The organism is Desulfovibrio sp. (assembly GCF_019424165.1).
Classification (GTDB): domain Bacteria; phylum Desulfobacterota; class Desulfovibrionia; order Desulfovibrionales; family Desulfovibrionaceae; genus Desulfovibrio.
Genome location: NZ_JAHZAA010000004.1, coordinates 76,786 through 102,955, shown reverse-complemented (window position 1 = coordinate 102,955; position 26,170 = coordinate 76,786). Strand labels below are relative to the sequence as shown.

Here is a 26,170-nt window from a genome sequence, read left to right as displayed (position 1 = left end):
TCATCCCCTTCATTGAAAAAAGTGGAATTCGTAAGCAAATCAAATAAAATGCAGGAAGGCATAAAAAATTCTTGACGGAGCATGCATGAGTAGCTATATAACCCCTTGCCTCATGTAGGAGCGTAGCTCAGGTGGCTAGAGCACTTCCTTGACACGGAAGGGGTCAGCAGTTCAAGTCTGCTCGTTCCTACCAAAAGAAACTTCGGGGATGGTTCCCCTTAACGGCGGAAGGCCTTGGCCCCGCCCATAGCACAGGCTGCTGCAAGGCGGCCGAATGACCGGTATCGGCGCAGTGGGGAGGTTTACCTCCCCATTTTGTTTTGGCTTTTTTGTCTGGCCGGGCAGCGCCTCCGGCGACGCAAGGAGATTGTCATGGAAGTCCGTGTGGAAGGGCAAATGGTAGAGGGGCAGGCTGGCGACAGCGTGGCCGCCGTACTCCAGAAAGCCTTGAGCGGCAAAAAGTTCAAGGCCGTTGTGGCCGCCCGCGCCCTTGACAGCGCGGAAGAACTGCTTGACCTTTCCTCTCCGGTTCCCGCCGGTTGCACCGGCATCGAGCCTGTGTATGCCGACTCACCCGAGGGCCTGCAAATACTCCGCCACTCCACCGCCCACGTTATGGCGGCGGCAGTGAAGCAGCTTTTCCCAAAAACCCGCGTTACCATCGGGCCTTCCATCGAATCCGGCTTTTACTACGACTTTGACGTGGAAAAGCCCTTTTCCAGCGAAGATTTTTCTGCCATTGAAGCGGAAATGCAGCGCATTGCCAATGCGCGCGAGCCCTTTACCCGCGAAGTGCTTTCCAGGGCCGAAGCCATCGAGCGCTTCAAGGCTATGGGCGAAAACTATAAAGTTGAAATCATTGAAGGCATCGACGCAGATACGGTGTCGGTCTATACCTGCAGCGGCTTTGCTGACCTGTGCCGCGGCCCGCACGTGCCGCACACGGGCTTTGCCAAAGCCTCCAAGCTCATGAGCGTTGCCGGGGCCTACTGGCGCGGCGACGAAAAAAACCGTATGCTGTCCCGTATTTACGGCACGGCCTTTGCGGACGAGAAAGCTCTTGCCGCATACCTGAAGCAGATGGAAGAAGCCAAACGCCGCGACCACCGCAAACTGGGCCGCGAACTTTCGCTCTTCACCTTCAAGGAAGAGGTTGCTCCGGGCATGGTGTTCTGGCTGCCCAAAGGCATGCTTGTGCGCACCATTCTGGAGGATTTCTGGCGCAAAGAGCACCTCAAGCGCGGGTATGATATTGTGCAGGGGCCGCAGCTTCTGCGCGTTGAAACATGGCAGAAGTCCGGTCATTATGACCATTACCGCGAAAACATGTACTTTACGCAGATCGAGGAAGACGCCTACGGCGTCAAGCCGATGAACTGCATCTCGCACATGCTTATTTACGGTAACGAGCTGCATAGCTACCGCGACCTGCCGCAGCGCTACTTTGAACTTGGCGTGGTACACCGCCACGAAAAAAGCGGTGTGCTCCACGGCCTTTTGCGTGTGCGCCAGTTTACCCAGGATGATGCCCACATCATCTGCGCACCGGAACAGCTTGAAGGCGAGATACTTGAGGTCATCCATCTTATCCGCGACCTTATGCATCTCTTCGGCTTTGAATACAAGGTGGCAGTGTCCACCAGGCCCGAAAGCAGCATCGGCACGGACGAAGCGTGGGAAATGGCCACCAGCGCCCTTGTGCAGGCAGTGGAAAAAGCCGGCCTGCCCTACACCATCAATGAGGGCGACGGCGCTTTTTACGGTCCCAAGATCGATGTGCGCCTGCTGGACTGCATCGGCCGCGAATGGCAGTGTTCCACCATTCAGGTGGACTTTACCCTGCCCGAGCGTTTTGATCTCACCTATGTGGGGCAGGACGGCGAACGCCACCGCCCTGTCATGGTGCACCGCGCCATCATGGGTTCGCTTGAGCGCTTCATCGGCATTCTTGTGGAAAACTTCGCCGGGGCGCTGCCCACCTGGCTCGCGCCGGAGCAGGCCCGCCTGCTTACAGTGACCGAAGCCGGGGACGAGGCCGTCAGCAGCATGCTTGAAGAGTTCAAGGCTTTGGGCATCCGCGCCCAGGCCGATACGCGCAATGAAAAGCTGGGTTTCAAGGTGCGTGAGGCCCAATTGGCAAAAGTTCCGTACATTCTTGTTGTGGGAGAAAAAGAAGTGCAGGCGGGCGGTGCCAATGTGCGCCTGCGCAATGGAGACAACCTGGGGCTCAAGTCCGTAGCGGAAATCGCCGCACTCATACGCACGGACGCCGAAGAGCCTTTCAAACAAGGAGGGATGCGCTATAGCTTCGCCTAACATGAGATTCCGCCGCGACATGCCGCAAGACAGCGTACGTCGCAACGAAATGATCCGCGCCCGTGAAGTGCGCGTGATCGCCGCCGATGGCGAGCAGCTTGGTATTTTGCAACGTAACGAAGCCATTTTGATGGCCAAAGAAGCGGGCATGGACCTGGTGGAAGTTTCTTCCAACTCCGAGCCGCCCGTTTGCCGCATAATGGATTACGGCAAGTTCAAATACGAGCAGCAGAAAAAAAAGCAGGAAGCCAAAAAACGCCAGGCTGTGGTGCAGATCAAGGAAATCAAGGTTCGTCCCAAAACGGATGACCATGATTATGAAACCAAGGTCCGCCACATCCGCCGCTTTCTGGAAGAAGGCGACCGCTGTAAAATCACCGTATTTTTCAGAGGTCGTGAAATCGTCCATAAAGATCGCGGCGTAGCCATCCTGGAGCGTGTGGTGCAAGACCTGGCCGATATTGCCAAGGTTGATCAAGAACCCCGCGCCGAAGGCCGCACCCTGCAGATGATGCTGATACCCAAAAAGTAGCGGCCTCACACGGCAAAAAACATTGGAGCAGCGGCCCTTGAGAGTGTGCATTCTCAAGGTCTGAAAGCGGTTAATCCGGCGCCGGCAGGGCGAATATGCCTGTCTGCGGCCCGTAAAAAACGCCTGCCCACATATCCGCGGGAACAATTTTACATTGAAGTTGTTCCAGCTCTTGCGCCTTATGGCGCTTTGGGGCATTATGCCCTTCCCCTGGCGCGTCTACAGACCTGCCGGGTATATGTTTTCGTAAGGAGTACGCCATGCCCAAGATCAAAACCCGGCGTTCCGCCGCCAAGCGTTTTTCGCAGACCGGCAGCGGCAAGTTCAAGCGTCGTCGCCAGAACCTGCGCCACATTCTTACCAAAAAGGCCGCCAGCCGCAAAATGCGCCTGGGTCAGTCCACCACTGTGGACCAAGCAAACGAAAAGGCCGTGCGCCGCATGCTGCCCAACGGCTAGGGCTTTTGCCCCGGCCTGCCTGTCCGGCAATCAGGTTCTCTATCTGAACCTTTTGCGGTGCGTTTTTAACTATCCGCGCGGGCATACAGCTTTTTACTGCTGCATTGCTCCGGACAAGCATTCGTGGAAACAGCAGCGGCCCTGGCCGTCGGCTTAAAAAAATTCAAGACGCGCAAGCGTCGCGGCGTGTGCGGAGCCGTAACCGATGTTCAATCCGCCCCCCTCTGCGAGGGCTCATGATACTTTACACCCCCCGACGGGCTTTCCTCCGCCTGGTTGGGAGAAGGAGGTTACACCATGCGTGTCAAGAGAGGTCTTTCCGGTCATCGTCGCCACAAGAAATATTTGACCGCCGCCAAAGGTTTTCGCGGCGGCCGCAGCCGTCTGTACCGCACCGCCCGCGAGGCTGTCGAGCGTTCGCTGCAGTACGCCTATGTGGGCCGCAAGCTGCGCAAGCGCGACTTCCGCACCCTGTGGATCCTGCGCATCAACGCTGGCGCCCGTCTGAGCGGTCTTTCTTACAGCCGCTTCATGCACGGCCTCAAGCTTGCCGGTATTGAGCTGAACCGCAAGGTTCTTGCCGATCTGGCCGTGTACAAAAAAGACGACTTCGCCAAGATCGTCGATATGGCCAAGGCTGCCCTGGGCAAATAAGCCACGGGCTGGCGCTCCCCGCGCCGGAGCTGGCCTCCAGGCCGCGCTGGCCCGCACATCAACGTGCGGCGGGCTGGCTTGCGGGAGCAGGGCCATACGTGCTATAAGGGCGTGGGCGGTGCACATGTGCTGCCCACGCCCTGTTTTTGAGCCACACAAAATTCAACGTCAGCGCCGCGCAGGCGGCATCGGGAATCCGTATGGATCTGATTTCTGCACTGGAAGGCCTGGTCCCTGAACTTGAAAAAGGTCTGGATCAGGCTTCTTCATTGGAAGGGCTTGAAGCCCTGCGGGTGGATTTTCTGGGCCGCAAGGGCAGAATTGCCCAGATCATGAGCCGCCTTCCCTCGCTCGCCCCGGAGCAGCGCCCCGCCGTGGGGCAAACAGCCAACAGCGTCAAGGAACGCTGCAATGCGCTGTTTGAATCCCGCAAGGCCGCGCTGGAGGCCGGGCGTGAAGCCGAAGCCCTTAAGCGCTTCGACCCCTCCGTCCCCGGCCGCGCGCCGTGGAGCGGCACCCTGCACCCCACCACTCTGGTGATGGAAGAAATTTGCGGCGTTTTTCAGGGACTCGGTTTTGATGTCGCCTCCGGCCCCGAAGTGGAGCTGGACTACTACAACTTTGAAGCCCTCAACATGCCGCCCGAGCACCCTGCCCGTGACATGCAGGACACGCTCTATATCACCGACAAGGTGCTCATGCGCACCCACACCTCGCCCGTGCAGGCCCGCACCATGCTGCGCCGCAAGCCCCCGCTTGCCGTTGTGGTTCCCGGCAAGGTCTACCGCCGCGACAGCGACCTTACCCACACCCCCATGTTTCACCAGATCGAGGGACTGATGGTTGGTCAGGGCATCAACATGGCCCACCTGCGCGGCACGCTCACAGCTTTTGTCCGCGCCATTTTCGGCAGCGATACCCGGGTACGCTTCCGGCCGAGCTTTTTTCCCTTTACCGAGCCTTCTGCCGAGGTGGACATGAGCTGCTGCATGTGCGGCGGCCAGGGCCACATTAACGACAGCCCCTGCCGCGTGTGCAAAACCACGGGTTGGGTTGAAATTCTCGGCTGCGGCATGGTGGACCCGGCAGTGTTTGAAGCCGTGGGTTATGATGCCGATGTCAGCGGCTTTGCCTTCGGTATGGGTGTGGAACGCGTGACCATGCTCAAATACGGCATTGGCGACCTGCGCATGTTCTTTGAAAACGATGTGCGCTTTCTGGGCCAGTTCGCCCGCTGAGGCCAAAGCCGTGTTGCGTTCCGCCAGCCGCCCCTGCCACCCTCGCGTCGCCTACGGCATGCTGCGTCACGCGCTTGCCTGCGCTGCGGCGGCAGCCCTGCTGCTGGTTCCCGCGTTCTGGCCCTTGACGGACGGCAGTTTTCTGACCGGCACAAAGACCGGCGGCGCAGCCCTGGCAAAATCGGCCTTCAGCCCGCGTAATTCCGGCCTGGAGCCTCCCGGCGGCCCGAAACCCATTGAAGGCCTGCCCGGCAAGGACATGAGCCGTACTGCCGAGGGTGGCATGGGATATACCGATGCCTACGGCAATACCGTCACCGAGTCGCAGCCGGAAGAGAAATCGCCCAAGCGGCGGCCGCGGGCGGGGGCTTACGGCCACAGGCCCGCGCAGGAGCACGACCGCCCCCTGCCGGACCCCGAAAAGGTTGACGAGACTCCGGCCTGGAATTTCAACTGAGGCCTGCGGCGCGTGGGCTGCGTCCATTCGCGGCCCTGTTTTGTAATGAACACCACTACCTATGACGCCCAACGCGGCGGCCCTACGCCCCGCGCAAACAGGACATGCTATGCTGCTCTCACTTTCATGGCTGCGTGAATTTACGCCTTACGAAGGCACGGCTGAAGCTCTGGGCGACCGCCTGACCATGCTCGGCCTGGAGCTGGAAGACATCCGCCGTCCCTTTGACGCCATCGCCCCCATCGTGGTGGGGCTGGTAGTCGCCTGCGAAGACCATCCTCAATCTGACCACCTGCATGTCTGCAAGGTAGACGCGGGCCAGGGCGAGCTGCTGGACATCGTCTGCGGCGCGCCCAACGTGGCCGAGGGCCAAAAAGTACCCGTGGCCCTTGTGGGCACGACCATGCCTGACGGCCTCGTCATCAAAAAGGCAAAACTGCGCGGCGCGCCGTCATTCGGCATGATCTGTTCCGAGCGCGAGCTGGGCCTGACCGAAGACCACGCCGGCATTATGGTGCTGCCCGACAGTTTTGAGGTGGGCAAACCGCTGGTTGACCAGCTTGTGCTTGACCGCGAATTGCTGGACATTTCCGTCACGCCCAACAGGGCCGACTGCCTTTCCGTTCTGGGTCTCGCCCGTGAAGCCGCGCTGGCCTTCAACCTGCCGCTGAACATCCCGGCCCTGCCCCTTCAGGTGGACGAGAGTGCGCCACAGCGCCTCATTCCCATTGATATTGAAGATCCCGACCTCTGCCGCCTTTATTCCGGCAGGGTCATCACGGGAGCAAAAATCGGCCCCTCCCCCATGCGCGTGCGGCACCGCCTGCATGCCATGGGCGTGCGCCCGGTCTCCAATATTGTGGACGTGACCAACTATATCCTGCTTGAATACGGCCAGCCCCTGCATTCCTTTGACCTCGACAAGCTTGAGGGTGGCCGCATTGTGGTCAGCCGCGCCCAGGATGGCGAAAAAATCACGACACTCGACGGGCAGGAACGCATCCTCACCCCGCAGGACCTGTGCATTCGCGATAGTTCGCGCGCCGTGGCCCTGGCAGGCGTGATGGGGGGCCTCAATACAGAAATTACCGCGGAAAGCAGCAATGTTTTTCTTGAAAGTGCTGTCTTCCTTCCTGCGGCCATCCGCAAAACATCGCGCCGCCTTGGGCTTTCGTCCGAATCTTCCTATCGTTTTGAACGCGGCATTGACCAGCAGCGCACGGTATGGGCGCTGGATCGCGCCTGCGCCATGATGGCCGCCCTGAGCGGCGGCACGGTGCAGCCGGGCCTTTCCGTTTCCGAACCGCGCCCATTCAAGGCCGCGAGTATCGACTTTCGCCCGGCCCGGGCCAATGCCCTGCTGGGCGTGACGCTTACGCCGGAATTTGACCAGACCGTGCTTACCGGCATGGGCTGCACGGTGGACGCCTCCGGCGATGTGTGGCGTGTGGGGCAGCCCTCCTGGCGGCCCGACCTCACCCGCGAGGCTGACCTTATCGAAGAAGTGGGCCGGGTTCATGGGCTGGACACCATCGCCCCCGAACTGCCCCCCGTCTGCCGTGACCTCGCGCATGCGGGCGAGCCGGAATCGCGCTTTGCCTTCTGGCTGCGCCTCAAACACTGGGGAGCGGGCCTGGGTCTCAATGAAGCCGTCAACTACAGCTTTGTGGGCCACAAGGATCTGGATCACCTGGGGCTGCCGCGCGAAGGCCGCATTTCCATCATGAACCCCCTTTCAGCGGAGCAGGACGCCCTGCGCACGGCCCTGGCCCCCGGCCTGCTGCACGACCTGCGCAACAACCTGGCCCAGGGCGCGCAAGGGCTGCGCTTTTTCGAGCTGGCCCACACTTTTGAGGCCGATGCCGCCTCCGAGACCACTGCCCGCGAAACCGGCATGCTGGGCGTGCTGCTGTACGGCTCGCGCTTTGACACGGCATGGCCCCAGGCTGAAGGCGACATGGACTATATGGACCTCAAGGGTATTGTGGAAAATCTTATGCGTTTTCTGCACCTGCCTGCACCGGTCTGCACGCTTGCTGCGGAACACCCCTTCCTGCTGCCCTGCGTTGAAGTTGCCGTTGACGGCCGCGCCGTAGGCGTTATGGGACGGGTCAAACCCGCCATGGCCGATGAGTTTCATGCCCGCAAAGACGTATGGCTGGCCGAACTGAATCTGGAAATACTGCGTGAACTGCACGATGCGGCCCAGGTGCGTTTCCGGCCTCTGCCCGTGTATCCCCCGGTACGCCGCGACATTACGGTCATGGCCGGGCCTGGGCTTACCGTGAGCGCCGTCATGTCACACGTGCGCGGCCTTGCCCTGCCCCTGCTTGAAGACCTTGTTCTTGTAGACTGCTTTGAACCCAAGGCGGTTGAGGGACAGGACGCTGTTCGCAACCTGACCTTCCGCCTGACCTTCCGCCATGCGGACCGCACCCTCAAGGATGCGGAAGTGGACAAGGAACGGGAAAAAGTGGCACAGTCGCTCGTAGCGGCCTTGGGAGTAAAGGTCTAGAGCAGATCAACTTTGAAAATATACATTTTCAAAGTTGTCATTCTGCCCAAAAATGCGATTTTCGGCAGAATCCACGCTGCGTTGCGGCGCGCTGCACTCGCGTGCAGCGTTAGAGAATTTAACCTTTTTCAAAGGTAAAATGCTCTAGTCGCGTTGCCGTGCCGCCACACGGCAGGCAAAGCGAAACCGTTCTGAAATTACGCTGCCCGCCGGAGCATGGAACGCCATGCTTCCGGCGCTTGGCGCTTGCATGCCATATGGCGGCATGATGCCGCGCGAGGGCGTCAGGGGGTGCCCTATGTCGGATCACAGTGAAGAAAAAACCTACCGCATCGGTGAAGTGGCAGAAATGCTCAACCTCAAGACCCATGTGCTGCGCTTCTGGGAAACGGAATTTCCCCAGCTGGCCCCCCTGCGCACGGGCAAAGGGCAACGCCTTTACACCGAAGACCATATAGGCCTTTTGCGCCGCATACAGCAATTGCTGCATGAACAGGGCATGACCATTGAGGGCGCGCGCCGCGTGCTGCACGGCAGTGCCGTGCTGGACGAAAGCCTGCCCGAACGTGTTGCCGCAGTGCCGGACCCGGATTTCATGCGCATGCTCCGGCGCGAGCTTACGGCGGTGCGCCGGCTGCTCAGCGGCCAGTAGGCCGCGCGCCATGCCAGCGAAGCTGGTACACGCCGGTCAGGTGTGACGCGGACTGGTGCAGGAAGCCGCAGGCTGCTGGCCCTGCCCGCATTACGGCGGACGTACCCCCAAAACGCGCCCTGCACAGCGCAAAAAACGATCAGGTGAGCAGCCCCCGCCGGGACTTACAGCGTCCGGCCGCTGCGCACGATGGAATATCAGGTTGAGGCAAAGGGACGCGGGGAAGGCGACTCCTTTGCGCACGGCGGCCAAGGCAGTCAGACACTGCATACGGCAAAGCCCGAAGGCCCTTCCCCATAACACAAGACAGAACTACTCCCATGATTCTATCGCCCTCGCTACTTTCCGCCGATTTTTCCCGTCTGGCCGAAGAGTTGCAAGCTCTTGAGGCCGCCGGGCTTACCTGGCTGCACCTTGATGTGATGGACGGGGCCTTTGTACCCAACATCACCTTTGGCCCCCCGCTGATCAAGGCCCTACGGCCCGGCAGCGGGCTTTTTTTTGACGTGCATCTCATGGTGGAAAACCCCGCCCGCTATATCCGGGACTTCAGGGACGCGGGAGCCGACATGCTCGTTATTCATACCGAGGCCGACCGCCACCCGCAGCGCACGCTTTCCGCCATCCGCGACATGGGCTGCCGCGCGGGCGTGGCGTTGAACCCCGGCACAGACCTTGGCGTCATACGCTGGCTTGTCAATGATCTGGACATGCTGCTCGTCATGAGCGTCAACCCCGGCTTTTCCGGCCAGGCCTTCATTCCCGCCACCTTTGAAAAAATCCGCAGCGCCCGCCGCCTGCTGGATGCCTGTGGCGGCGAAGACGTTCTCATTCAGGTGGACGGCGGCGTATGCCCCGAAAACACGGCTCAACTGGTGGAAGCCGGAGCCGACGTGCTGGTTTCAGGCTCGGCCTTTTTCGGCCACAAGCCCTACGACGCCCGTCTGGCCGCCTTCATGAAACCTCTGGATGGCCGCGAGCAGCGCCCCGCACTGCAAAAGGCCGCCCGGCGTCAGACCTTTGCCCTTACTCATCCCAAGCAAAAATAGAGGAATGATCATGCCCACCCGCAGACAGTGCGCCAACGCCATCCGCGCCCTTGCCATGGACGCTATTGAAAAAGCCCGCTCCGGCCACCCCGGCGCACCCCTCGGCATGGCCGACATGGCCGAAGCCCTCTGGCGGCACGGTTTCAGGCATAATCCTGCCAATCCCCTGTGGTTCAACCGCGACCGCTTTGTGCTCTCAAACGGGCATGCGTCCATGCTGCTCTACGCCCTGCTGCACCTCACGGGCTATGACATCCCGATGGAAGAAATACGCAATTTCCGCCAGTGGGGGGCAAAAACCGCCGGGCATCCCGAATACGAGCCGCATCTGGGCATTGAAATGACTACCGGCCCCCTGGGGCAGGGCATTGCCTCCGCCGTGGGCATGGCCCTGGCTGAAAGCATGCTGGCTGCGCAGTTCAACACTCCCGAGCACAAGGTTGTGGACCACCACACCTACGTTTTCGTGGGCGACGGCTGCCTGATGGAAGGCGTTTCGCATGAGGCCTGCTCCCTTGCGGGAACCTGGGGCCTCGGCAAGCTCATCGCCATGTACGACTCCAACGGCATTTCCATTGACGGCAAGATCGACGGCTGGTTCAACGAAGACGTGGCCGCCCGCTACCGCGCCTACAACTGGCAGGTCATCGGCCCCGTTGACGGTCATGACGCCGCCGCTCTGGACAAGGCCCTGGCCGAAGCAAAGGCCGATACGGACCGCCCGAGCCTTATCATCTGCCGCACCCATATCGGCTTCGCCTCTCCCAAGGCCGATTCTGCCTCCAGTCACGGTTCCCCCCTGGGCGAAGACGGCGTAGCCGCCACGCGCGAGGCCCTTGGCTGGCACGAGCCGCCCTTTACCATTCCGCAGGACATTTACAGCGCCTGGAACGCCCGTGTGTCCGGAAAATCTCTGGAAGCGGCGTGGGACAATCTTTTTGCCGCCTATGCCGAAGACCATCCTGAAAAGGCCGCAGAACTGACCCGGCGCATGCGCGGCGAGCTGCCCGCGGACTGGGCTGAAATTGCCCGCAACGCCGTTGCCGAGGCCGTCAACCAGGGTGCCGATACGGCCACCCGCGTGGCCTCCAAAACAACCCTGGAATATCTTGTGCCGCGCCTGCCCGAACTGGCGGGCGGCTCTGCCGACCTCACAGGCTCTGTGGGCACGCTCACAAGCTCGTCGGTGCATATGGATGTAAAGAACCACACCGGCAACTACATCTCCTACGGCGTGCGCGAATTCGGCATGAGCGCCATCATGAACGGCCTGGCCCTGCACGGCGGCTTTATTCCCTATGCGGGAACGTTCCTTGCGTTTGCCGATCAGGCTAAAAACGCCCTGCGTCTGGCGGCCATTATGGGCATCCGCGTCATCTGGGTGCTGACGCACGATTCCATCGGCGTGGGCGAAGACGGTCCCACCCACCAGCCTGTGGAACAGTTGGGCATGCTGCGCCTTATGCCGGGCTTCAATCTCTGGCGGCCCTGTGACACGGTGGAAACCGCCGTGGCCTGGACCTGCGCGCTGGAAGCCGGTCATACGCCATCGGGCCTCTCCCTTTCGCGCCAGACCCTGCCCTTCTGCCCGCGCAGCGAAGAGCAGGTGGCAGCCATCGCCCGTGGCGGCTATGTGTTGCGCGACTGCGACGGAACCCCCGAAATCATTATCATGGCTACCGGCTCGGAAGTCGCCCTGGCGCTTGACGCCGCCGGGCAGCTTGCCGCCGACGGTCGCAAGGCGCGCGTTGTTTCCATGCCCTGCACCGAAGTATTTGACGCCCAGAGCGATGAATACAAAGAAAGCGTGCTGCCTTCCGCTGTTCGTGCGCGGCTGGCCATTGAGGCCTCTGCGTCTGACTGGTGGCTCAAGTATGTAGGCCTTGACGGCGCGGTTATCGGCATGGAAGGCTTTGGGGCTTCGGCTCCGGGCAAGGTGGTTTTTGAACGTCTTGGCTTTACCGTCGCCAACACGCTGGAAAAAGCCCGCGCCCTTATGGCCGGAAAACGCTGACAACACTCCCGCGCGGGCGCTTCTTCAGGACGCGCCCGCGCGTTTGGGTACATAACGCCTGACATGCCGGCGGCGGCAGGACTTGCCTGACTGTTGCACGGCAAAGGTTTTTCGTAAAAAATCCTGCAGGGCATGCGCGTACCTCACCGGTGGCATGCTCTGGCTTGCAAGGCCCGCCCGGGCATTTGCCTTCACTAAAAATCACGCTGCAAGTCCAACAAAGAGGAGAGCGCCATGCCCGTAACAAAAATGCAGGATATTGATCTTGGCGGAAAAACGGTCGTCATCCGCGAAGACCTCAATGTGCCGATGAAAGACGGAGTCATCACCAATGACAAGCGCATCCGCGCCGCCCTGCCCACGATAAGACTGGCGCTGGAAAAAGGCGCGGGCGTCATTGTGCTGTCGCACCTGGGCCGCCCCACCGAAGGGCAGTTTGACCAGCAGTTTTCTCTTGCTCCTGTGGCCGACCGCCTGGCCCAACTGCTGGGGCAGCCCGTGACCCTGGCAAAGAACCTGGACGAAGCCAAGGCTGCACCCGGGCAGGTAACCCTGCTCGAAAACGTGCGCTTTCTGCCCGGCGAAAAAAAGAATGATCCCGAACTGGCAGCCAAACTTGCTGGTCTTGGCGATGTGTATGTAATGGACGCCTTTGGCTCGGCCCACCGCGCCCATGCTTCCACTGAAGGGGCTGTGCGGGCCGCCGCCGTGGCCTGCGCCGGCCCGCTGCTGCAAGCCGAACTGGAAGCCTTTGACAAGGTGCTCGACAATCCCGCCAGACCTGTGGTGGCCATTGTCGGCGGGGCCAAGGTGTCCACCAAGCTGGCCCTGCTTGAAAGCCTGCTGGAAAAAGTGGATGTGCTCATTGTGGGCGGCGGCATAGCCAACACCTTTCTTGCCGCAGCCGGGTATATGGTGGGCAAGTCCCTTTATGAAGAAGACCTGCTGCCCGAAGCCCAGAAGATCATGGCGCTGGCAAAGACCCTCAACAAGGAACTGCCCCTGCCCGTGGACGTGATCACCGCCGAAGAACTGGCCCCCCGCCAGCAGACCATGCTGCATGCAGTGGGCGATGTGCCGGGCGACCAGATGATCCTTGATATCGGCCCCGAAACGCTGACCCTGTATGAAAAATTCCTTTCCAAGGCGGCCACGGTGGTCTGGAACGGCCCGGTCGGCGCGTTTGAGATAGAACCTTTTGGCGACGGAACCAAAGCCCTGGCCGAATACCTGAGCGATTCAAAGGCGTTTGTGGTTGTGGGCGGCGGCGACAGTGTGGCTGCCGTGGAAAAATACGGCCTGGCCGACCGCATGGGTTACATCTCAACCGGCGGCGGCGCCTCCCTGGAACTGCTTGAGGGCAAAAAACTGCCTTCCGTCGCGGCGCTGGAAGACCGCGCCCAGGCGGGTGCATGAGTATATATTTTATGAAAAAACTGTCTATCCTGAGCGCGCTGTTTCTGCTGCCGCTGTTGACCTGCTGCCTGCTGGCGGCGCCCACGGCCCAGGCACAGGAACTGTGGGAAGAGGATCCCGACGCCCCCGACGCAACCACGCAGCAGGGGCGGTGGGGATTTAACACGGGTATTGGCGCATCACTGCGCACATCGGAATACAAGGGCATCAACTCGCTGGGTTCACCCCTGCCCCTGCTGGGGTACGAAGGCAACTGGCTGTACCTGCGCGGCCTGAGCGGCGGCGTACATGTTTTCAAAAACCGCTATCACGAATTCAATGTCCAGCTTTCCTATCTGCCGCAGCATTTTTATGCGTCCTGGAGCGATAGTGACCGGATGAAGCGCCTGGACGACCGCTATTCCTCGCTCATGGCCGGCCTGAACTATACCCTGCGCTCGCGCTATGGCCTGGCTTCGGCCACGCTGTCCACAGATGTTCTGGGCGTCAATAACGGCGTCATGGCCGATGTTTCCTATGCCTATCCGCTGCGTTTCGACAATATCATTATCATGCCCTCGGTGGGCGCGCAGTGGACCGACAGCAACTACAATGACTATTATTACAGCGTCAGTTCCAGTGAATCACGCAAAAGCGGCCTGAAAGAATACAGCCCCGAAAGCGCTTTTTCGCCCTATGCAGGACTGACGCTGCGCGTGGCGCTTACCGACAGTTGGAGCGTTCTTGTCAACGGCAGAGCCCTTTTTCTGGGAAGTGAAGTCACCGATAGTCCCATGGTGGAACGCAGCACCACGTACGCTTTCAATGCGGGCTTTCTCTACGCTTTCTAGCGCAACCTGCCCTTGAGGGCTGTCTGCAATCAATACGCTGTAAGCCGTGATCTTTTTGATCACGGCCTTTTTGTCTGGCTTCAAGGCAGTACGCCGCAAAAAAGTATCCGCACCATCACGCTTGGAACGGACATCGCGCACGCTTGATTTTTCACAAAGAGTGCGTACACTTTAATTGAAATTGATTTTCAAACTAAACCAACGCTTTCCAAACCAGGAGGAATCCATGAGCAAACTTCGGATCGCCCAGTACGGTTGCGGAAAAATGTCCAGATATTCAATGCGTTATGTATACGAAAAAGGCGCAGAAATTGTCGCCGCCTTTGATATGAATCCCGCTGTGATCGGCCGCGATATCGGCGCCATCATGGGGTGCGAAAACAAGGGCGTTATTGTTCAGGCTGCATCCGAGGCAGAAAAAGTGCTGGCCCAAGTCAAGCCCGATGCCTGCCTCATCACCACCATGAGCCTTATCCGCGATGTCAAAGATGCGCTCATGGCCTGCGCCCGTAGCGGCGTCAATGCCATCACCATCTGCGAAGAGGCCATTTTTCCCGCCAACTCTTCACCAGCCATTACCCGCGAGCTGGACGAAACCGCCAAAAAGACCGGCTGCACCATATGCGGCACGGGCTACCAGGACGTCTTTTGGGGTAACCTTATCGCCACGCTGGCCGGGGCCATGCACACCATCAAAAAAATTCGCGGCAAATCCAGCTATAATGTGGAAGACTACGGCATTGCCCTTGCCAAGGCACACGGGGCAGGCCTGGATATTGCCGCCTTTGAAAAGGAAATCGCAGCCGCCGACAATATTCCGGAAACCGAACGTGCGGCCCTTATTGAAAAAGGCGAATTCCTGCCTTCGTATATGTGGAACGTCAATGGCTGGCTGGCGGCGCGTCTGGGCCTTACGGTAAAAAGCCAGGTGCAAAAATGCGTCCCCATGACCCACTCCGCCGAACTGAAGTCAGAAACGCTGGGCATGACCATTCCCGCCGGACACGCCACCGGCATGTCGGCCGTGGTCACCACCGAAACACAGGAAGGCATCACCATTGAAAGCGAATGCATAGGCAAGGTCTATGCTCCCGATGAGGTAGACCGTAACGACTGGACCCTTATGGGCGAGCCTGACACCCAGGTGGTCATCACCCGGCCCTCTACCGTGGAACTGACCTGCGCCACACTGGTAAACCGCATTCCCGACCTTATCAATGCCGCGCCCGGCTACGTGACCACAGACCAGATGCCCGTAAACAGCTACCGGGTAAAGCCGCTGGACTATTACGTCAAAAAATAAACTGCCGGAATCTGCACACAACAAGCCCCGCCCTTTTTGAAAGGACGGGGCTTGTTGTAAAAACGCGGAACAAAACAGCCGGAGCAGGCGTCGTGAGGCTGATATTGCAGACTGCGCATACTTTGCGTGCGAGGAACAATGCTCTGCCGTGCAGGGGTAAAACCGTACTCTGAACAGCGTTACGCTACTCCTGCAAAACGGCTGCATGCACACCCGCACCCCACGAAACCGCAAGGCAGTGCATGCACGGTCAAACGCTGTGGTGGAGCCGCGAGAAGGGGCAGTGTTTTCTCAAAGCCGCCGTGCTCTGGCTGCGGCCCCTAGCCGCCCAGATAGGCTTCCCGCACGCTGGCATTATTCAGCAGGCTCTGGGCCTTGTCTTCCATAACCACATTGCCCACTTCCAGCACATAGCCACGTGACGCCAGCTTGAGAGCCGCACGGGCATTCTGCTCCACCAGCAGCACGGTGACGCCACGCTTGTTGATGGCCCGCACGGTTTCAAAGATGGAACGCACCAAAAGCGGCGCCAGGCCCAGCGAAGGCTCATCCAGCAGCAAAAGACGTGGTTCGGCCATCAGGGCGCGGCCGATGGCCAGCATCTGCTGTTCACCGCCAGAAAGCGTGCCTGCAAGCTGGTCCTTGCGCTCAAGCAGGCGCGGAAAAAGATCGAATATCCATTCCAGAGTGCGCTCACTGCGGGCCTTGTCTTCAATACAAAAAGCGCCCAGCCGCAGATTCTCAAGCACACTCATGACGCCAAAAACGCGCCGCCCCTCGGGCGATTGCGCAATGCCCAGCCCCACCACCTTGTGGCTCGGCAGCCGCAAAAGGTTCTGCCCTTCAAAAAGAATCTCGCCCGAAGTGGGCCGCACAAGCCCGCTGATAGACAGCAGCGTGGTGCTTTTGCCCGCGCCGTTAGCCCCGAGGATGGTGACTATCTCGCCCTCTTCCACCCGCAGGTTAATGCCGTGCAGCACCTCGACGCTGCCGTAGCTCACCCGTATGTCAGAAAGTTGCAACAGGCACATGGCTTACCACTTCTCGTCTTCTACGCCCAGGTAGGCTTCCACCACCGCCGGATTCCGGCGCACGGCCTCCGGCTCGCCCTGAGCTATCATGGTGCCGTGCTCCAGCACCACCAGTTTTTCACAAATTTTCATGACCAGCCGCATGTCATGTTCGATCAGCAGCACCGTAATACCCCTGTCGCGAATGGCCGCGATGGTGTCAACAAGAGCCACCGTTTCCTGGTCATTCATGCCACCGGCAGGCTCGTCAAGAATGAGCAGGCGCGGGTCTGATGCCAGCGCGCGGGCGATTTCAAGCAGTCGCTGGTTGCCGTAAGAAAGCCCCCCGGCGGCCTCGGCATAATTATCGGCCAGGCCTACAAAGCGCAGTTCTTCCATACAGCGCGCCACAGCGGCACGCTCTTCGCTGCGCTGCCAGGGCAGATGCAGCATGCACGACATCATGCCCGACTTCATGCGGCAGTGCCGCCCGGCAAGCACATTTTCCAGAACGGAAAGCTTGCCGAAAAGACGTATGCTCTGAAAGGTGCGGGCAATGCCAAGCTCCACCACGCGATGAGGCTTCAGCCCGGCAATGGGTTCGCCGTCAAAAAAGATACGGCCCTTTTCAGGCGTATAGTTGCCGGTAATGCAGTTGAACACGGTGGTCTTGCCCGCCCCGTTGGGGCCGATAAGGCCCACAACGCTGCCCGCGTCAACACTGAAGGTAAGATCGTTGACAGCCACAAGACCGCCGAAAACCTTGGTCATTTCCTGCAGGCGCAAAAGGCTCATGCGGGCCTCCCGCTGACAGTTCCATTGCCTCCCTCACCAGGGGCATCCCGCGAGGCGTCTTCTCCGGAAGGGGCATCCACGTGGTAGCGACGGCGGCGCGGGGGCAGAAGGCCCTGGGGCCGCCAGACCATCATGACCATCATGGCCAGGCCAAAAATGAGCATGCGCGCATTGGAGAATTCCCGCAGCAGTTCCGGCAGGCCGATGAACAGAAAGGCGCTGATAAGCACGCCTATCTGGCTGCCGCCCGAAAGGATGACCACGGCAAAAATAATGACGGACTCCATAAAGCTGAACGATTCCGGCGAAATGGTCGTCATCTTGGCCGCATACAGGGTTCCAGCCATACCCGCCCAGAACGCCCCGAGCACAAACGCCATGAGCTTGTAGTGGGTGACGTTGACACCGCAGCCCTCTGCGGCCACGTCGTCTTCCTTGATATAGTTGAGGGCGCGGCCAAAGCGCGAATGCCACAGGCCGTAAAAGAGCAGCAGGCTCACGGCCACCATGCCCCAGACCAGATAGTAGAACTGTATGCCCTTGACTATCCTGAAGCCGAAAAAACTGGGGCGGCTGATGCCGAAAATACCGTTAGCCCCGCCGGTAAGGCCGAAAACATCGTTGATGAGCGCAATGCGCACAATTTCCACAATGCCGATGGTCACGATAAGCAGATAGTCGCCGCGCAGATGGATAATGGGCCGCGCCACCAGCAGGGCAAATACGGCGGCCACGGCGCCGGCCACGGGCATGGTCCAAAAGATGGGCCACTGGCACAGGGTATTCAGTATGGCTGTGGTATACGCGCCCACGGCAAAAAAAGCCGCATGCCCCATATGAAAAATGCCCGCCTGGCCCAAAATCACGTTCAGTGAAAGCGAAAGCAGCGCATACAGGCCGATGCTGACGCATACGTCCGTCCAATAGGCATTGCTGACCAGCGGCAGCACACAGATAACCGCCGCCAGAGCGACCCTGGCGGCAATACGAAGAGGCTCTGTTCTCATAGTTTGTCCGCCGTGCGCTCGCCCAGAATGCCGGTGGGACGGATGATGAGTATAAGAATGAGCACAAAGAAAGCGATGGCGTCTTTCCAGGCAATGGCAATGTAACCGGCGGCCAGGGCTTCGATTACGCCAAGCAGCAGCCCGCCGATCATAGCGCCGGGGATGTTGCCGATGCCACCCAGAATGGCTGCGGTAAAGGCTTTAAGCCCGTAGCTCCAGCCCATGGTAAAGTCTATCTGCCCGTAGTAGATGCCCACCATAAGCCCGGCGGCTCCGCCAAGGCCCGGCCCGATCAGAAAAACCAGGCCGATAATGCGGTCCACGTTGATGCCCATAAGCTGGGCCGCGCCGGGGTCGATGGCTACCGCGCGAATGGCCGCGCCGGTGCGCGAACGCTGGATAAAGGCCCAGAGTCCGAGCATGAGAATCACGCTGGCGGCGATGACCAGAAGGCGTACGCCGGGTACGGCCAGGCCGAAAAGATGCACGGTAAAGTCGGGTCTGAGATAGTCGGGGTAAACGTAAAAGCGCGCGCCATAAATAAGCATGATGGCGTTTTGAAAAAATATGGAGGCCCCAAGGGCCGAAACCACGGCAGAAAGGCGGCCCGCATTGCGCAGGGGCCGGTAGGCAGTACGCTCAAGCAGAAAGCCGATAATGGCCACCAGCAGGGCCACCATGACAAAAACGGCCAGCACCGCCACCACAGGGTTAAGCATGCCCGAAAGATTGCAACTGACCAGCAGGGTCAGCCCAAGATAGGCCCCGATGGTGAACAGGTCGCCGTGCGCGAAGTTGATGAGCTTCAGCACACCGTACACCATCGTATAGCCCAGGGCCACCAGGGCGTAGATGCCCCCCACGGCAAGGCCGTTCAAAAGCTGTTGAAAAAACTGTTCCATAAAGCGTTATACCCTTGCCACGTCCCGACGGCGTAAAAAACGCACGCCTCACCGTGGGCGGAAAGGCTGCGCCCCGCCGCCGGAGCCGTATACGGCGGCTCCCCTTTACCGGCCCGGAGCCGGAACCGGACTGCTCCGGTTCCGGCGGCCACGGCCAAAGTTGCTGTGTATGCGCGCACCATTTTCAGCGCGCGGATATGCGGCGGAAAAACCGCCGGACCGCGCCGGGGCGCGGAGCACACTGTACGGTCTGTTTACTTGGGCTGCAAGATAAATACGCCCTTGTCGTTAACCATATAGGTGCGGTAAAACTCGCCCACGCGGTCGCCCTTGGCGTCAAAGCCCAGGCTGCCGGAAAGGCCCGGCATGCCCTTGAGATTCTTGAGCCATGCGGCCATTTTTTCGGGCGTATCGTTGCCTGCGGCCAGCGCGGCTTCAATGACCTTGAAGGCATCGCCCGCCAGCACGGCCCACACGGAAACAGGCACGGCATTATACTTGGCCTTGAAGGATTCAAGGAAAGACCGGGCTTCAGCGGTATCCATATCCTGCGGCAGGGGCGGGCTGATAAAGAAGTAGCCCTCGGCCGCCTCGTTACCCGCTATCTTCACCAGGTCCTGATGGTTGGCGGCATCACCGCCCATCATGGGGACGGGCCAGCCCATTTCCCTTTTCTGGCGCAGCAGCATGCCCGTTTCAGGGTAATACCCGGTAAAGAACACAAGATCGGGCCCAGCAGACTTGAGTTTGGTCAAAATAGCCGTGTAATCGCGCTCTCCGGGGGTGAGAGCGTCATAAAAAACCACCTTTACGCCGTCTTTTTTCAGGGCGGCCCTGGTTTCTTCGGCCAGGCCCTTGGCGTAAGAGGAATTGTCGTGCAGAATCGCCACGGCCTTGTAACCGCCCTTGACAACGGCAGCCGCCGCCGCGCGGCCCTGGGCGTCGTCACGCGGGCAGGTGCGGAAGAAGAGCGGCAGGCCTTTTTCCGTCAGGCGCACGCTGGTGGAGCCCGTGCCGATCTGCACCAGCCCGGCCTCGTCCAGAATGTTCTGGCTGGCTTCGGTTACGGCCGAACCGTACGTGCCGATCACAGCCACTACACCCGCCGAGGCAAGCTTTTGCGCGGCAAGGGCTGCGGTGCGCGGGTCGCCCGCATCGTCTTCCACCACAACCTTGATCTGACGGCCATTGACGCCGCCTTTGGCATTTACCTCATCAGCCAGCAGGCTGACGATATTCTTCATGTCCTGACCTTCGGAAGCCCATTTGCCCGTCAGCGGACACATGAGACCGACCTTGATGTCACCGGCCAGAGCCGTCATAGGCACCAGCAGGGTAAGGGCCAACGCCCCAAGCAAACGACCAAGTGCTTTCATAAAAAATTCCCCCGTCCGGTATTCGGTGATGATAGTAACAAAATAGTATACCCCAAATTCGCGTAAAGAAAAAGCCCCAGTTTTACCACTGTAAATCCGGCGGCAGGCTACGCCTGCCGTATTTCAAGCCAGCGGTGCTTTTTCGCCATTGGCGCGCGCCCTGTTTCGCCCGGCGAACGCCGCATGCCGCGCAGGATGCCATAACCTGAATATATTCAAACATTTTTGACCGATACTGCATGCTGTAGGCATATTGCAGTCCTTTTGTCATCATGCCGTAAAACTCGACAGGCAGATAAATCTGCTATATGGTAATGCTCAGACAAACAGGCAAAGCGTCGCTTCCCCTGTGTGCGGCGCACGCCTCGGCCATGCATTGCGCCGGTATTTTCAGCCGGAACATTCCGTTCGGGCATTCAGCATGCCGGATCAGCAGCGCATGGGCCGCCCTACGACATTTTCGCGGCCACGCCCGGTCCGCCCGCCCAGCAGTCTTACACAGGCCCGCTGCGATCTCGCCTCCCCATCTCGTCTCACGCAGCGTCGTTCCCACGCACCCATATCGCCAGGGAGGACGTATGCGGTTCAGCTTTGACAAGGCTGCCTGCCAGAATACCCGCAGAGCGCTGCGCAAGGAATGGCTGCTCACCAACGGCCTTGGCGACTATGCGGGCAGTACCATACTGTGCTGCAATACGCGCAAGTATCACGGCCTGCTTACTGTCAACACGCCCCACGGCCGCCATGTGCTGCTTTCTGCCCTTGAAGAGTCCCTTGTGGGCGGGGGCCGGGAATTTCCGCTCTCTACCCGCCAGCATCCCGATACGCTCTATCCCCACGGGCATGATTACCTGGAGGCCTTCAGGCTGGACCAGTGGCCCAGGTGCGTCTACCGCGTGGGTGATGTGCATCTGTGCCGCGAGATACTGCTTGTGCCGGGGCAGAGCCGTCTTGCCATACGCTGGAACCTGCGCGGCCCGGCCCATGTGCCTGCCCTGACCTTGCGCCTGCGCCCCCTGCTGGCCTACCGCAGCTTTCACAAGCTTACCCATGCCAACGCGCATCTGCGTTCGGCCGCCACGCTGCTGCCCGACGGCTTCAGCATCAGCCCTTATGAAGGCCTGCCCACCCTCTACATCCAGTGCCGTACCGATGCGGGACATACCTTCACGCCGCAGCCGGACTGGTGCTACAATGTGGAATACCTTGAAGAGCGTGAACGCGGTTTTGCCTACAGCGAAGACCTTTTCATGCCCGGCACGCTTGATGTGGCCCTGCCGCCGCTGTCCGGCGGCAACGCCTGCGTGTACCTGACGGCCGGAACCACCGCCTGCGACGGGGATATGCGCGAGCTATGGGAAGATGCCGAACGCGTCCGCGATCACAACCGCAAAAACGGCGGCGGCCTGTCCGGGCATCTGGCCCGCGCCGGGCAGCAGTTCTGCATCACCTCCCCGGAGGGACGGCCCGAAGTGCTTGCGGGCTATCACTGGTTTGACGCCTGGGGGCGCGACACCCTCATCAGCCTGCCCGGCCTGACATTTCATGCGGGCCGAACGGATTTTGGCCTGCGTGTTCTGGCGGATATGGGCAGTCACGTCATAGACGGGCTTATTCCCAACATGTTCTCCCCTACGGGCAATCATGCCTACAACTCCGTAGACGCGGCCCTGTGGTACGCCTTTGCCCTGCAAAGCTGCCTTGAGACCGATGCAGACCATCTTGCGTGGCTGCGTGAACATGCCTGGCATGCGCTCAAGGCCATTATTTCCGGCTACCGTGCGGGGGCGGGCAAAGCCCGGCGACTGGACATCCGTGTGGATGCCGAGGGCCTGCTGCACGCGGGCAACGCCCACAGCCAGCTTACCTGGATGGACGCCCGCGTGGACGGCCGCCCCGTGACTCCAAGGCAGGGCTGCCCTGTGGAGATCAACGCCCTGTGGTACAATACCCTGGCTTTTGCCGACCAGCTCGCCGCCCGTTTCGGTGAAGCCCCCCTTACAGGGCATGAAGCCCTGCGCCGCATGCGCGCGGCGTTTTTGCAGCGTTTCTGGGTTCCCCACGGCGGAGGCTACCTTGGCGACGTCTGGCGCGACGGCAGGCTGGATGCCGCCGTGCGGCCCAACCAGATTTTCGCCGTATCCCTGCCGCACTCCATACTGGCCGAGGACTGTCAGGCCCAGGTGGTGGAGTGCGTGCGCAACAAGCTGCTCACCCCTTACGGCCTGCGCACCCTGGCCCCCGACGATCCCCACTACAAGGGGCGTTATGACGGCGGCACGGCCGAACGCGACGGAGCCTATCACCAGGGTACGGTCTGGCCCTGGCTTCTGGGCCACTATGCCGATGCCCTGCTGCGCACGGCCTGGGATGTGGACGGCGCGGCCATGGCCCTGCTGGACACGCTCACGCCACTGTATTGCGACCACCTTGCCCAGGCAGGGCTGGCGAATATTTCTGAAGTTTTTGACGGCTCGCCGCCCTACAAACCCAACGGCTGCATTGCGCAGGCCTGGAGCGTGGCCGAATGCCTGCGGCTGTTGCTGCGCCTGCAAAAAGCCGCGCCCGCCGTATACCAGCGCTGGCACAAGCTGGCGGCCCACCGCATGAGCCACCCCGTCATCGGTGACACGGCGGGCATCTGCCGCATCAGCATGGCTACGGGCGGCTGCAACGAACACGGCCGGAGCCGGCAGGAAAGCACAGACCCTGCAGCCACGGCCACAGACCGGAAGTAGTGACCGCAGCGGAGGAAGAAAAACACTTGCGGCGGCCCGAAACAGCGGCTGCCGAACCTGGCGGCAATGCCGCCACGAGGGATAATCCATGCGAGTTCTTATGTTCGGCTGGGAATTTCCTCCCCATATCAGCGGCGGCCTTGGCACCGCCTGCTTTGGCATGACCCAGGCCCTGGCCCGTAAAGGGGCGGAAATCATCTTTGTGCTGCCCCGCATCGACAATGACGTGAAGCAAGAGGGCTTTCTGCGCTTGCGCCCGGCTTCGGGCACGCCCATTACCGAAGACCTGGCCCGGCGCATGGAGTATACGCGGCATGAGCAGGCGGCGGCATGGCCCGGCGGCGTTCGCTGCATGCCGGTAGACAGCCCCCTTATGCCCTACCTGACGCCGCACGAATATGTCCGCGCCCTGGGCCGCCACGGCGCGCGTGAAAGTGCCGGGGCGGCCGGGTTCTCCGTTCCGCCCGCGGCCGCAGTTTCAGAAGCTCGCGGCCCGCGCCGAAAAACCTTCACCTATACCCTGCACGGCGGCTACGGGCCTGACCTCATGCGCGAAGTGCTGCGTTACGGCCGCCTGGCCGCAGCCCTGGCCGCCAGTGAAAATTTTGACGTTATCCACGCCCATGACTGGATGACCTATCCGGCGGGCATGCTGGCAAAAAGCCTTACGGGCAAGCCCCTTGTGGTTCACATTCACGCCACGGAATACGACCGCAGCGGCGACAGCATCAATGAAGAGGTGGCAGGCGTGGAGCGCGCCGGCATGCTGGCCGCCGATGTTGTGGTGGCCGTCAGCCGCCTCACCCGCAAAACCGTGATAGAGCGTTACGGCATCCCGCCGGAAAAGGTGCTGGTGGTGCACAATGCCGTAGCCCGGCAGGAAGCGCGGCGGCGCTATCCTGTTCCCCCGCGCATCCGGCACGAAAAACGTGTGCTCTTTCTGGGCCGCGTAACCTTTCAGAAAGGACCGGAATATTTCATGGAAGCAGCGCGCCTTGTGCTGCAAAAAATTCCTGAGACCCGCTTTTTCATGGCGGGCAGCGGCGACATGCTGCCCCGGCTCATCCGCCGGGCGGGCCAGTTGCGCATGGGCAGCCGCTTTCATTTCGCGGGCTTTCTGCGTGGTGAAGAGGTAGACCGCATGTTTGCCCTGAGCGACCTGTACGTCATGCCCTCGGTTTCCGAACCGTTCGGCATCACACCGCTTGAAGCCATGCTTTATGATGTGCCTGTGCTGCTTTCGCGCCAGTCCGGCGTGTCGGAAGTACTGGAGCACGCACTCAAGGCTGACTTTTGGGATACACGCGACATGGCCGACAAAATCTGCGCCGTGCTGCGCTACCCCTGCCTTGCCTCCGAACTGGTGAAAAACTGCCACGAAGAAATGAAATCCATCCGCTGGGAAAACGCCGCCGACCAGTTGCTGGTCATTTACCGCAACGTACAGGGAGGTCACTGATGCCAGCCCTCTGCTTCTGCTATGAGGTTCACGAGCCTTACCAGCTACGCCGCTATACCGTCTTTGACATGGGTCAGAACTCCATCTACGAGGACGACGACCATAATTGCGAAGCCCTCCTGCGCGCGGCCCGCCTGTGCTATCTGCCCGCCAACGAGCTTATGCTCAGGCTGATCCGCCGCTACGACGGGGCCTTTCGTCTGTCTTTTTCCATTTCCGGCGTCGCTCTTGACCTTTTCGAACAATATACCCCTGAAGTGCTGGAAAGCTTCACGGCGCTGGCCCGCACGGGCTGCGTGGAATTTGTGGCCGAAACCGCGCCGCACTCACTGGCTTTTCTGTATTCCCGGCAGGATTTTGACCGTCAGGTACGGGAACAGGCCGCACGTCTCGAACATCTTTTCGGCGTAAAGCCGACGACCTTCAAAAATACCGAATGCGTTTACAATAATGATCTGGCCGCCGCTGTGGCGGAACACGGCTTCAGGGCCGTGCTGGCCGAAGGGGCCGATCATGTGCTCGGCTGGCGCAGCGCCAACTATCTTTACCGCCCTGCAAGCGCTCCGGATATTGCGCTGCTGTTGCGCAACGCGGGCCTTTCCGGTGATGTGGCCCTGCGCTTTTCAGACCGCAACTGGCCCGCATGGCCTCTCAGGGCCGAAACATTCGCCGCCTGGTGCCACGGCCTTGAAGGATCGGCGGATATTATAAATATCTTCAATGATTATCACATATTCGGGCTTCGCCACGAAAAAGAATCGGGCATTTTCGACTTTCTGGAAGCCCTGCCCGGCGCCCTTCTGGCCCACGAAAAATTCAGCTTCACCACCCCGGCGCTGGCCGCAAAAAACCTCAAGGCCGTAGGCGAAGTGGATGTGCCGCAGTTCATGTCCTGGGAAGACGAGGGGCGCGATCTCACAGCCTGGCTCGGCAACGACATGCAAAAGGACGCCATACACGCGCTCTACGCCCTGGGGCCGCGAATAACCGCCTGCGACAGCGCCCTCAGGCGCGACTTTGACCGCCTTCAGACCGCCGACCACTTTCGGCATATGTCCACCAAATGGTTTTCCAACGAGGTCCCCGACAGGCCCAGCCCCTTTGCCAGCCCGTATGACGCCTATATCACCTATATGAACGTGCTGGCCGACTTTGAGCTGCGCCTCAAGGCAGACGAAAGCGCACGGGCGGCGGCTGCGGGCAAAACCGCAGAAGCAGCCCCTGCGCCCAGGGGCAAGGCAGGCGCGGCCCGGAAAAAGAATGAAAAGCCCGCCGTCCAAAACGCAGGCTCCCCCGCGCCCCGGCGCGGCGGCAAGGCCCCTGCCGAAATCCAGGACGCGAACCCGGCAGACACGCGGGCAGCAGGCAGTAAAAAAGCCGGAACCACCCGAGCAAACCAAGAAAAAAAGCCCGCCACGCTGCGCAAAAGCCGCAAAAACGCATGACAAG

21 protein-coding genes and 1 tRNA gene are annotated in these 26,170 nt (G+C 60.4%); 17 read left to right on the top strand and 5 right to left on the bottom strand.

Annotated features, from left to right (window positions below; translation table 11 throughout):
* Nucleotides 1-116: 116 nt before the first annotated feature.
* The 14 genes from QZ377_RS03290 (at nucleotide 117) to QZ377_RS03225 (ending at nucleotide 15,434) form a co-directional block, all read left to right on the top strand.
* Nucleotides 117-193, top strand: a tRNA-Val gene (locus QZ377_RS03290).
* Between the two features lie 179 nt (nucleotides 194-372).
* A complete protein-coding gene (gene thrS, locus QZ377_RS03285) occupies nucleotides 373-2,316 on the top strand; it encodes a threonine--tRNA ligase (RefSeq protein ID WP_291439498.1) in 1,944 nt (647 codons plus the stop codon).
* Between the two features lies 1 nt (nucleotide 2,317).
* Nucleotides 2,318-2,848, top strand: coding sequence for a translation initiation factor IF-3 (gene infC / locus QZ377_RS03280; protein ID WP_291439497.1), 531 nt, complete (start codon nucleotides 2,318-2,320; stop codon nucleotides 2,846-2,848).
* 260 nt (nucleotides 2,849-3,108) lie between these two features.
* Complete coding sequence (gene rpmI, locus QZ377_RS03275; protein ID WP_291439496.1) at nucleotides 3,109-3,306, top strand: 50S ribosomal protein L35; 198 nt, start codon at nucleotides 3,109-3,111, stop codon at nucleotides 3,304-3,306.
* A gap of 297 nt (nucleotides 3,307-3,603) precedes the next feature.
* A complete protein-coding gene (rplT, locus tag QZ377_RS03270) occupies nucleotides 3,604-3,960 on the top strand; it encodes a 50S ribosomal protein L20 (RefSeq protein ID WP_012624127.1) in 357 nt (118 codons plus the stop codon).
* Nucleotides 3,961-4,160: 200 nt separating this feature from the next.
* Entirely contained in the window at nucleotides 4,161-5,198 is a 1,038-nt protein-coding gene (gene pheS, locus QZ377_RS03265; RefSeq protein WP_291439493.1) for a phenylalanine--tRNA ligase subunit alpha, read from the top strand.
* Between the two features lie 10 nt (nucleotides 5,199-5,208).
* A complete protein-coding gene (locus QZ377_RS03260; RefSeq protein ID WP_291439491.1) occupies nucleotides 5,209-5,655 on the top strand; it encodes a translation initiation factor IF-2 in 447 nt (148 codons plus the stop codon).
* A gap of 109 nt (nucleotides 5,656-5,764) precedes the next feature.
* A complete protein-coding gene (pheT, locus tag QZ377_RS03255) occupies nucleotides 5,765-8,170 on the top strand; it encodes a phenylalanine--tRNA ligase subunit beta (RefSeq protein WP_291439489.1) in 2,406 nt (801 codons plus the stop codon).
* Between the two features lie 298 nt (nucleotides 8,171-8,468).
* Entirely contained in the window at nucleotides 8,469-8,822 is a 354-nt protein-coding gene (locus QZ377_RS03250) for a MerR family transcriptional regulator (protein ID WP_072311561.1), read from the top strand.
* A 320-nt stretch (nucleotides 8,823-9,142) separates the two neighbouring features.
* On the top strand, nucleotides 9,143-9,871 hold the full coding sequence (gene rpe, locus QZ377_RS03245) for a ribulose-phosphate 3-epimerase (protein ID WP_291439486.1): 729 nt from the start codon (nucleotides 9,143-9,145) through the stop codon (nucleotides 9,869-9,871).
* A 10-nt stretch (nucleotides 9,872-9,881) separates the two neighbouring features.
* The gene (gene tkt / locus QZ377_RS03240) at nucleotides 9,882-11,885 is read left to right on the top strand and encodes a transketolase (protein ID WP_291439484.1); all 2,004 of its coding nucleotides are present in this window, start codon (nucleotides 9,882-9,884) and stop codon (nucleotides 11,883-11,885) included.
* A gap of 234 nt (nucleotides 11,886-12,119) precedes the next feature.
* Nucleotides 12,120-13,301, top strand: a complete 1,182-nt coding sequence (locus QZ377_RS03235; RefSeq protein ID WP_291439482.1) for a phosphoglycerate kinase — start codon at nucleotides 12,120-12,122, stop codon at nucleotides 13,299-13,301.
* Nucleotides 13,298-14,131 carry a MipA/OmpV family protein gene (locus QZ377_RS03230; protein WP_291439480.1) on the top strand — a complete coding sequence of 278 codons (834 nt, stop codon included), beginning with the start codon at nucleotides 13,298-13,300 and terminating at the stop codon, nucleotides 14,129-14,131. Before QZ377_RS03235 ends, QZ377_RS03230 begins: the two co-directional genes overlap by 4 nt.
* 226 nt (nucleotides 14,132-14,357) lie before the next feature.
* Nucleotides 14,358-15,434, top strand: a complete 1,077-nt coding sequence (locus QZ377_RS03225; protein WP_291439478.1) for a dihydrodipicolinate reductase — start codon at nucleotides 14,358-14,360, stop codon at nucleotides 15,432-15,434.
* A 320-nt stretch (nucleotides 15,435-15,754) separates the two neighbouring features.
* Here QZ377_RS03225 and QZ377_RS03220 read toward each other — a convergent pair whose 3' ends face one another.
* The 5 genes from QZ377_RS03220 to QZ377_RS03200 all read right to left on the bottom strand — a co-directional run bounded on the left by QZ377_RS03220 (nucleotide 15,755) and on the right by QZ377_RS03200 (nucleotide 20,524).
* Complete coding sequence (locus QZ377_RS03220; RefSeq protein WP_012624116.1) at nucleotides 15,755-16,465, bottom strand: ABC transporter ATP-binding protein; 711 nt, start codon at nucleotides 16,463-16,465, stop codon at nucleotides 15,755-15,757.
* 3 nt (nucleotides 16,466-16,468) lie between these two features.
* Nucleotides 16,469-17,239 (bottom strand): ABC transporter ATP-binding protein, encoded by a 771-nt coding sequence (locus QZ377_RS03215; RefSeq protein ID WP_291439475.1) that lies wholly within the window; start codon nucleotides 17,237-17,239, stop codon nucleotides 16,469-16,471.
* Nucleotides 17,236-18,246 carry a branched-chain amino acid ABC transporter permease gene (locus QZ377_RS03210; RefSeq protein ID WP_291439474.1) on the bottom strand — a complete coding sequence of 337 codons (1,011 nt, stop codon included), beginning with the start codon at nucleotides 18,244-18,246 and terminating at the stop codon, nucleotides 17,236-17,238. Before QZ377_RS03210 ends, QZ377_RS03215 begins: the two co-directional genes overlap by 4 nt.
* Nucleotides 18,243-19,148 carry a branched-chain amino acid ABC transporter permease gene (locus tag QZ377_RS03205; RefSeq protein ID WP_291439472.1) on the bottom strand — a complete coding sequence of 302 codons (906 nt, stop codon included), beginning with the start codon at nucleotides 19,146-19,148 and terminating at the stop codon, nucleotides 18,243-18,245. The genes QZ377_RS03210 and QZ377_RS03205 overlap by 4 nt, the downstream gene beginning before the upstream one ends.
* 254 nt (nucleotides 19,149-19,402) lie before the next feature.
* A complete protein-coding gene (locus QZ377_RS03200) occupies nucleotides 19,403-20,524 on the bottom strand; it encodes a branched-chain amino acid ABC transporter substrate-binding protein (RefSeq protein ID WP_291439470.1) in 1,122 nt (373 codons plus the stop codon).
* A 578-nt stretch (nucleotides 20,525-21,102) separates the two neighbouring features.
* On the opposite strand from QZ377_RS03200, the gene QZ377_RS03195 reads away from it, so the two are divergent.
* From QZ377_RS03195 to QZ377_RS03185, 3 genes are all read left to right on the top strand, one after another.
* Nucleotides 21,103-23,262: an amylo-alpha-1,6-glucosidase gene (locus tag QZ377_RS03195; protein WP_291439468.1), complete on the top strand. Its 2,160-nt coding sequence runs from the start codon at nucleotides 21,103-21,105 to the stop codon at nucleotides 23,260-23,262.
* A gap of 88 nt (nucleotides 23,263-23,350) precedes the next feature.
* Nucleotides 23,351-24,721 carry a glycosyltransferase family 4 protein gene (locus tag QZ377_RS03190; protein ID WP_291439466.1) on the top strand — a complete coding sequence of 457 codons (1,371 nt, stop codon included), beginning with the start codon at nucleotides 23,351-23,353 and terminating at the stop codon, nucleotides 24,719-24,721.
* Complete coding sequence (locus QZ377_RS03185) at nucleotides 24,721-26,166, top strand: glycoside hydrolase family 57 protein (protein ID WP_291439464.1); 1,446 nt, start codon at nucleotides 24,721-24,723, stop codon at nucleotides 26,164-26,166. Before QZ377_RS03190 ends, QZ377_RS03185 begins: the two co-directional genes overlap by 1 nt.
* Nucleotides 26,167-26,170: the final 4 nt, after the last annotated feature.

What these genes read in the sequence shown, in the direction of transcription:
- thrS (WP_291439498.1), top strand. Translation starts at nt 373, where the DNA reads ATGGAAGTCCGTGTGGAAGGGCAAATGGTAGAGGGGCAGGCTGGCGAC.
- infC (WP_291439497.1), top strand. Translation starts at nt 2,318, where the DNA reads ATGAGATTCCGCCGCGACATGCCGCAAGACAGCGTACGTCGCAACGAA.
- rpmI (WP_291439496.1), top strand. Translation starts at nt 3,109, where the DNA reads ATGCCCAAGATCAAAACCCGGCGTTCCGCCGCCAAGCGTTTTTCGCAG.
- rplT (WP_012624127.1), top strand. Translation starts at nt 3,604, where the DNA reads ATGCGTGTCAAGAGAGGTCTTTCCGGTCATCGTCGCCACAAGAAATAT.
- pheS (WP_291439493.1), top strand. Translation starts at nt 4,161, where the DNA reads ATGGATCTGATTTCTGCACTGGAAGGCCTGGTCCCTGAACTTGAAAAA.
- pheT (WP_291439489.1), top strand. Translation starts at nt 5,765, where the DNA reads ATGCTGCTCTCACTTTCATGGCTGCGTGAATTTACGCCTTACGAAGGC.
- QZ377_RS03250 (WP_072311561.1), top strand. Translation starts at nt 8,469, where the DNA reads ATGTCGGATCACAGTGAAGAAAAAACCTACCGCATCGGTGAAGTGGCA.
- rpe (WP_291439486.1), top strand. Translation starts at nt 9,143, where the DNA reads ATGATTCTATCGCCCTCGCTACTTTCCGCCGATTTTTCCCGTCTGGCC.
- tkt (WP_291439484.1), top strand. Translation starts at nt 9,882, where the DNA reads ATGCCCACCCGCAGACAGTGCGCCAACGCCATCCGCGCCCTTGCCATG.
- QZ377_RS03235 (WP_291439482.1), top strand. Translation starts at nt 12,120, where the DNA reads ATGCCCGTAACAAAAATGCAGGATATTGATCTTGGCGGAAAAACGGTC.
- QZ377_RS03230 (WP_291439480.1), top strand. Translation starts at nt 13,298, where the DNA reads ATGAGTATATATTTTATGAAAAAACTGTCTATCCTGAGCGCGCTGTTT.
- QZ377_RS03225 (WP_291439478.1), top strand. Translation starts at nt 14,358, where the DNA reads ATGAGCAAACTTCGGATCGCCCAGTACGGTTGCGGAAAAATGTCCAGA.
- QZ377_RS03220 (WP_012624116.1), bottom strand. Translation starts at nt 16,465, where the DNA reads ATGTGCCTGTTGCAACTTTCTGACATACGGGTGAGCTACGGCAGCGTC.
- QZ377_RS03215 (WP_291439475.1), bottom strand. Translation starts at nt 17,239, where the DNA reads ATGAGCCTTTTGCGCCTGCAGGAAATGACCAAGGTTTTCGGCGGTCTT.
- QZ377_RS03210 (WP_291439474.1), bottom strand. Translation starts at nt 18,246, where the DNA reads ATGAGAACAGAGCCTCTTCGTATTGCCGCCAGGGTCGCTCTGGCGGCG.
- QZ377_RS03205 (WP_291439472.1), bottom strand. Translation starts at nt 19,148, where the DNA reads ATGGAACAGTTTTTTCAACAGCTTTTGAACGGCCTTGCCGTGGGGGGC.
- QZ377_RS03200 (WP_291439470.1), bottom strand. Translation starts at nt 20,524, where the DNA reads ATGAAAGCACTTGGTCGTTTGCTTGGGGCGTTGGCCCTTACCCTGCTG.
- QZ377_RS03195 (WP_291439468.1), top strand. Translation starts at nt 21,103, where the DNA reads ATGCGGTTCAGCTTTGACAAGGCTGCCTGCCAGAATACCCGCAGAGCG.
- QZ377_RS03190 (WP_291439466.1), top strand. Translation starts at nt 23,351, where the DNA reads ATGCGAGTTCTTATGTTCGGCTGGGAATTTCCTCCCCATATCAGCGGC.
- QZ377_RS03185 (WP_291439464.1), top strand. Translation starts at nt 24,721, where the DNA reads ATGCCAGCCCTCTGCTTCTGCTATGAGGTTCACGAGCCTTACCAGCTA.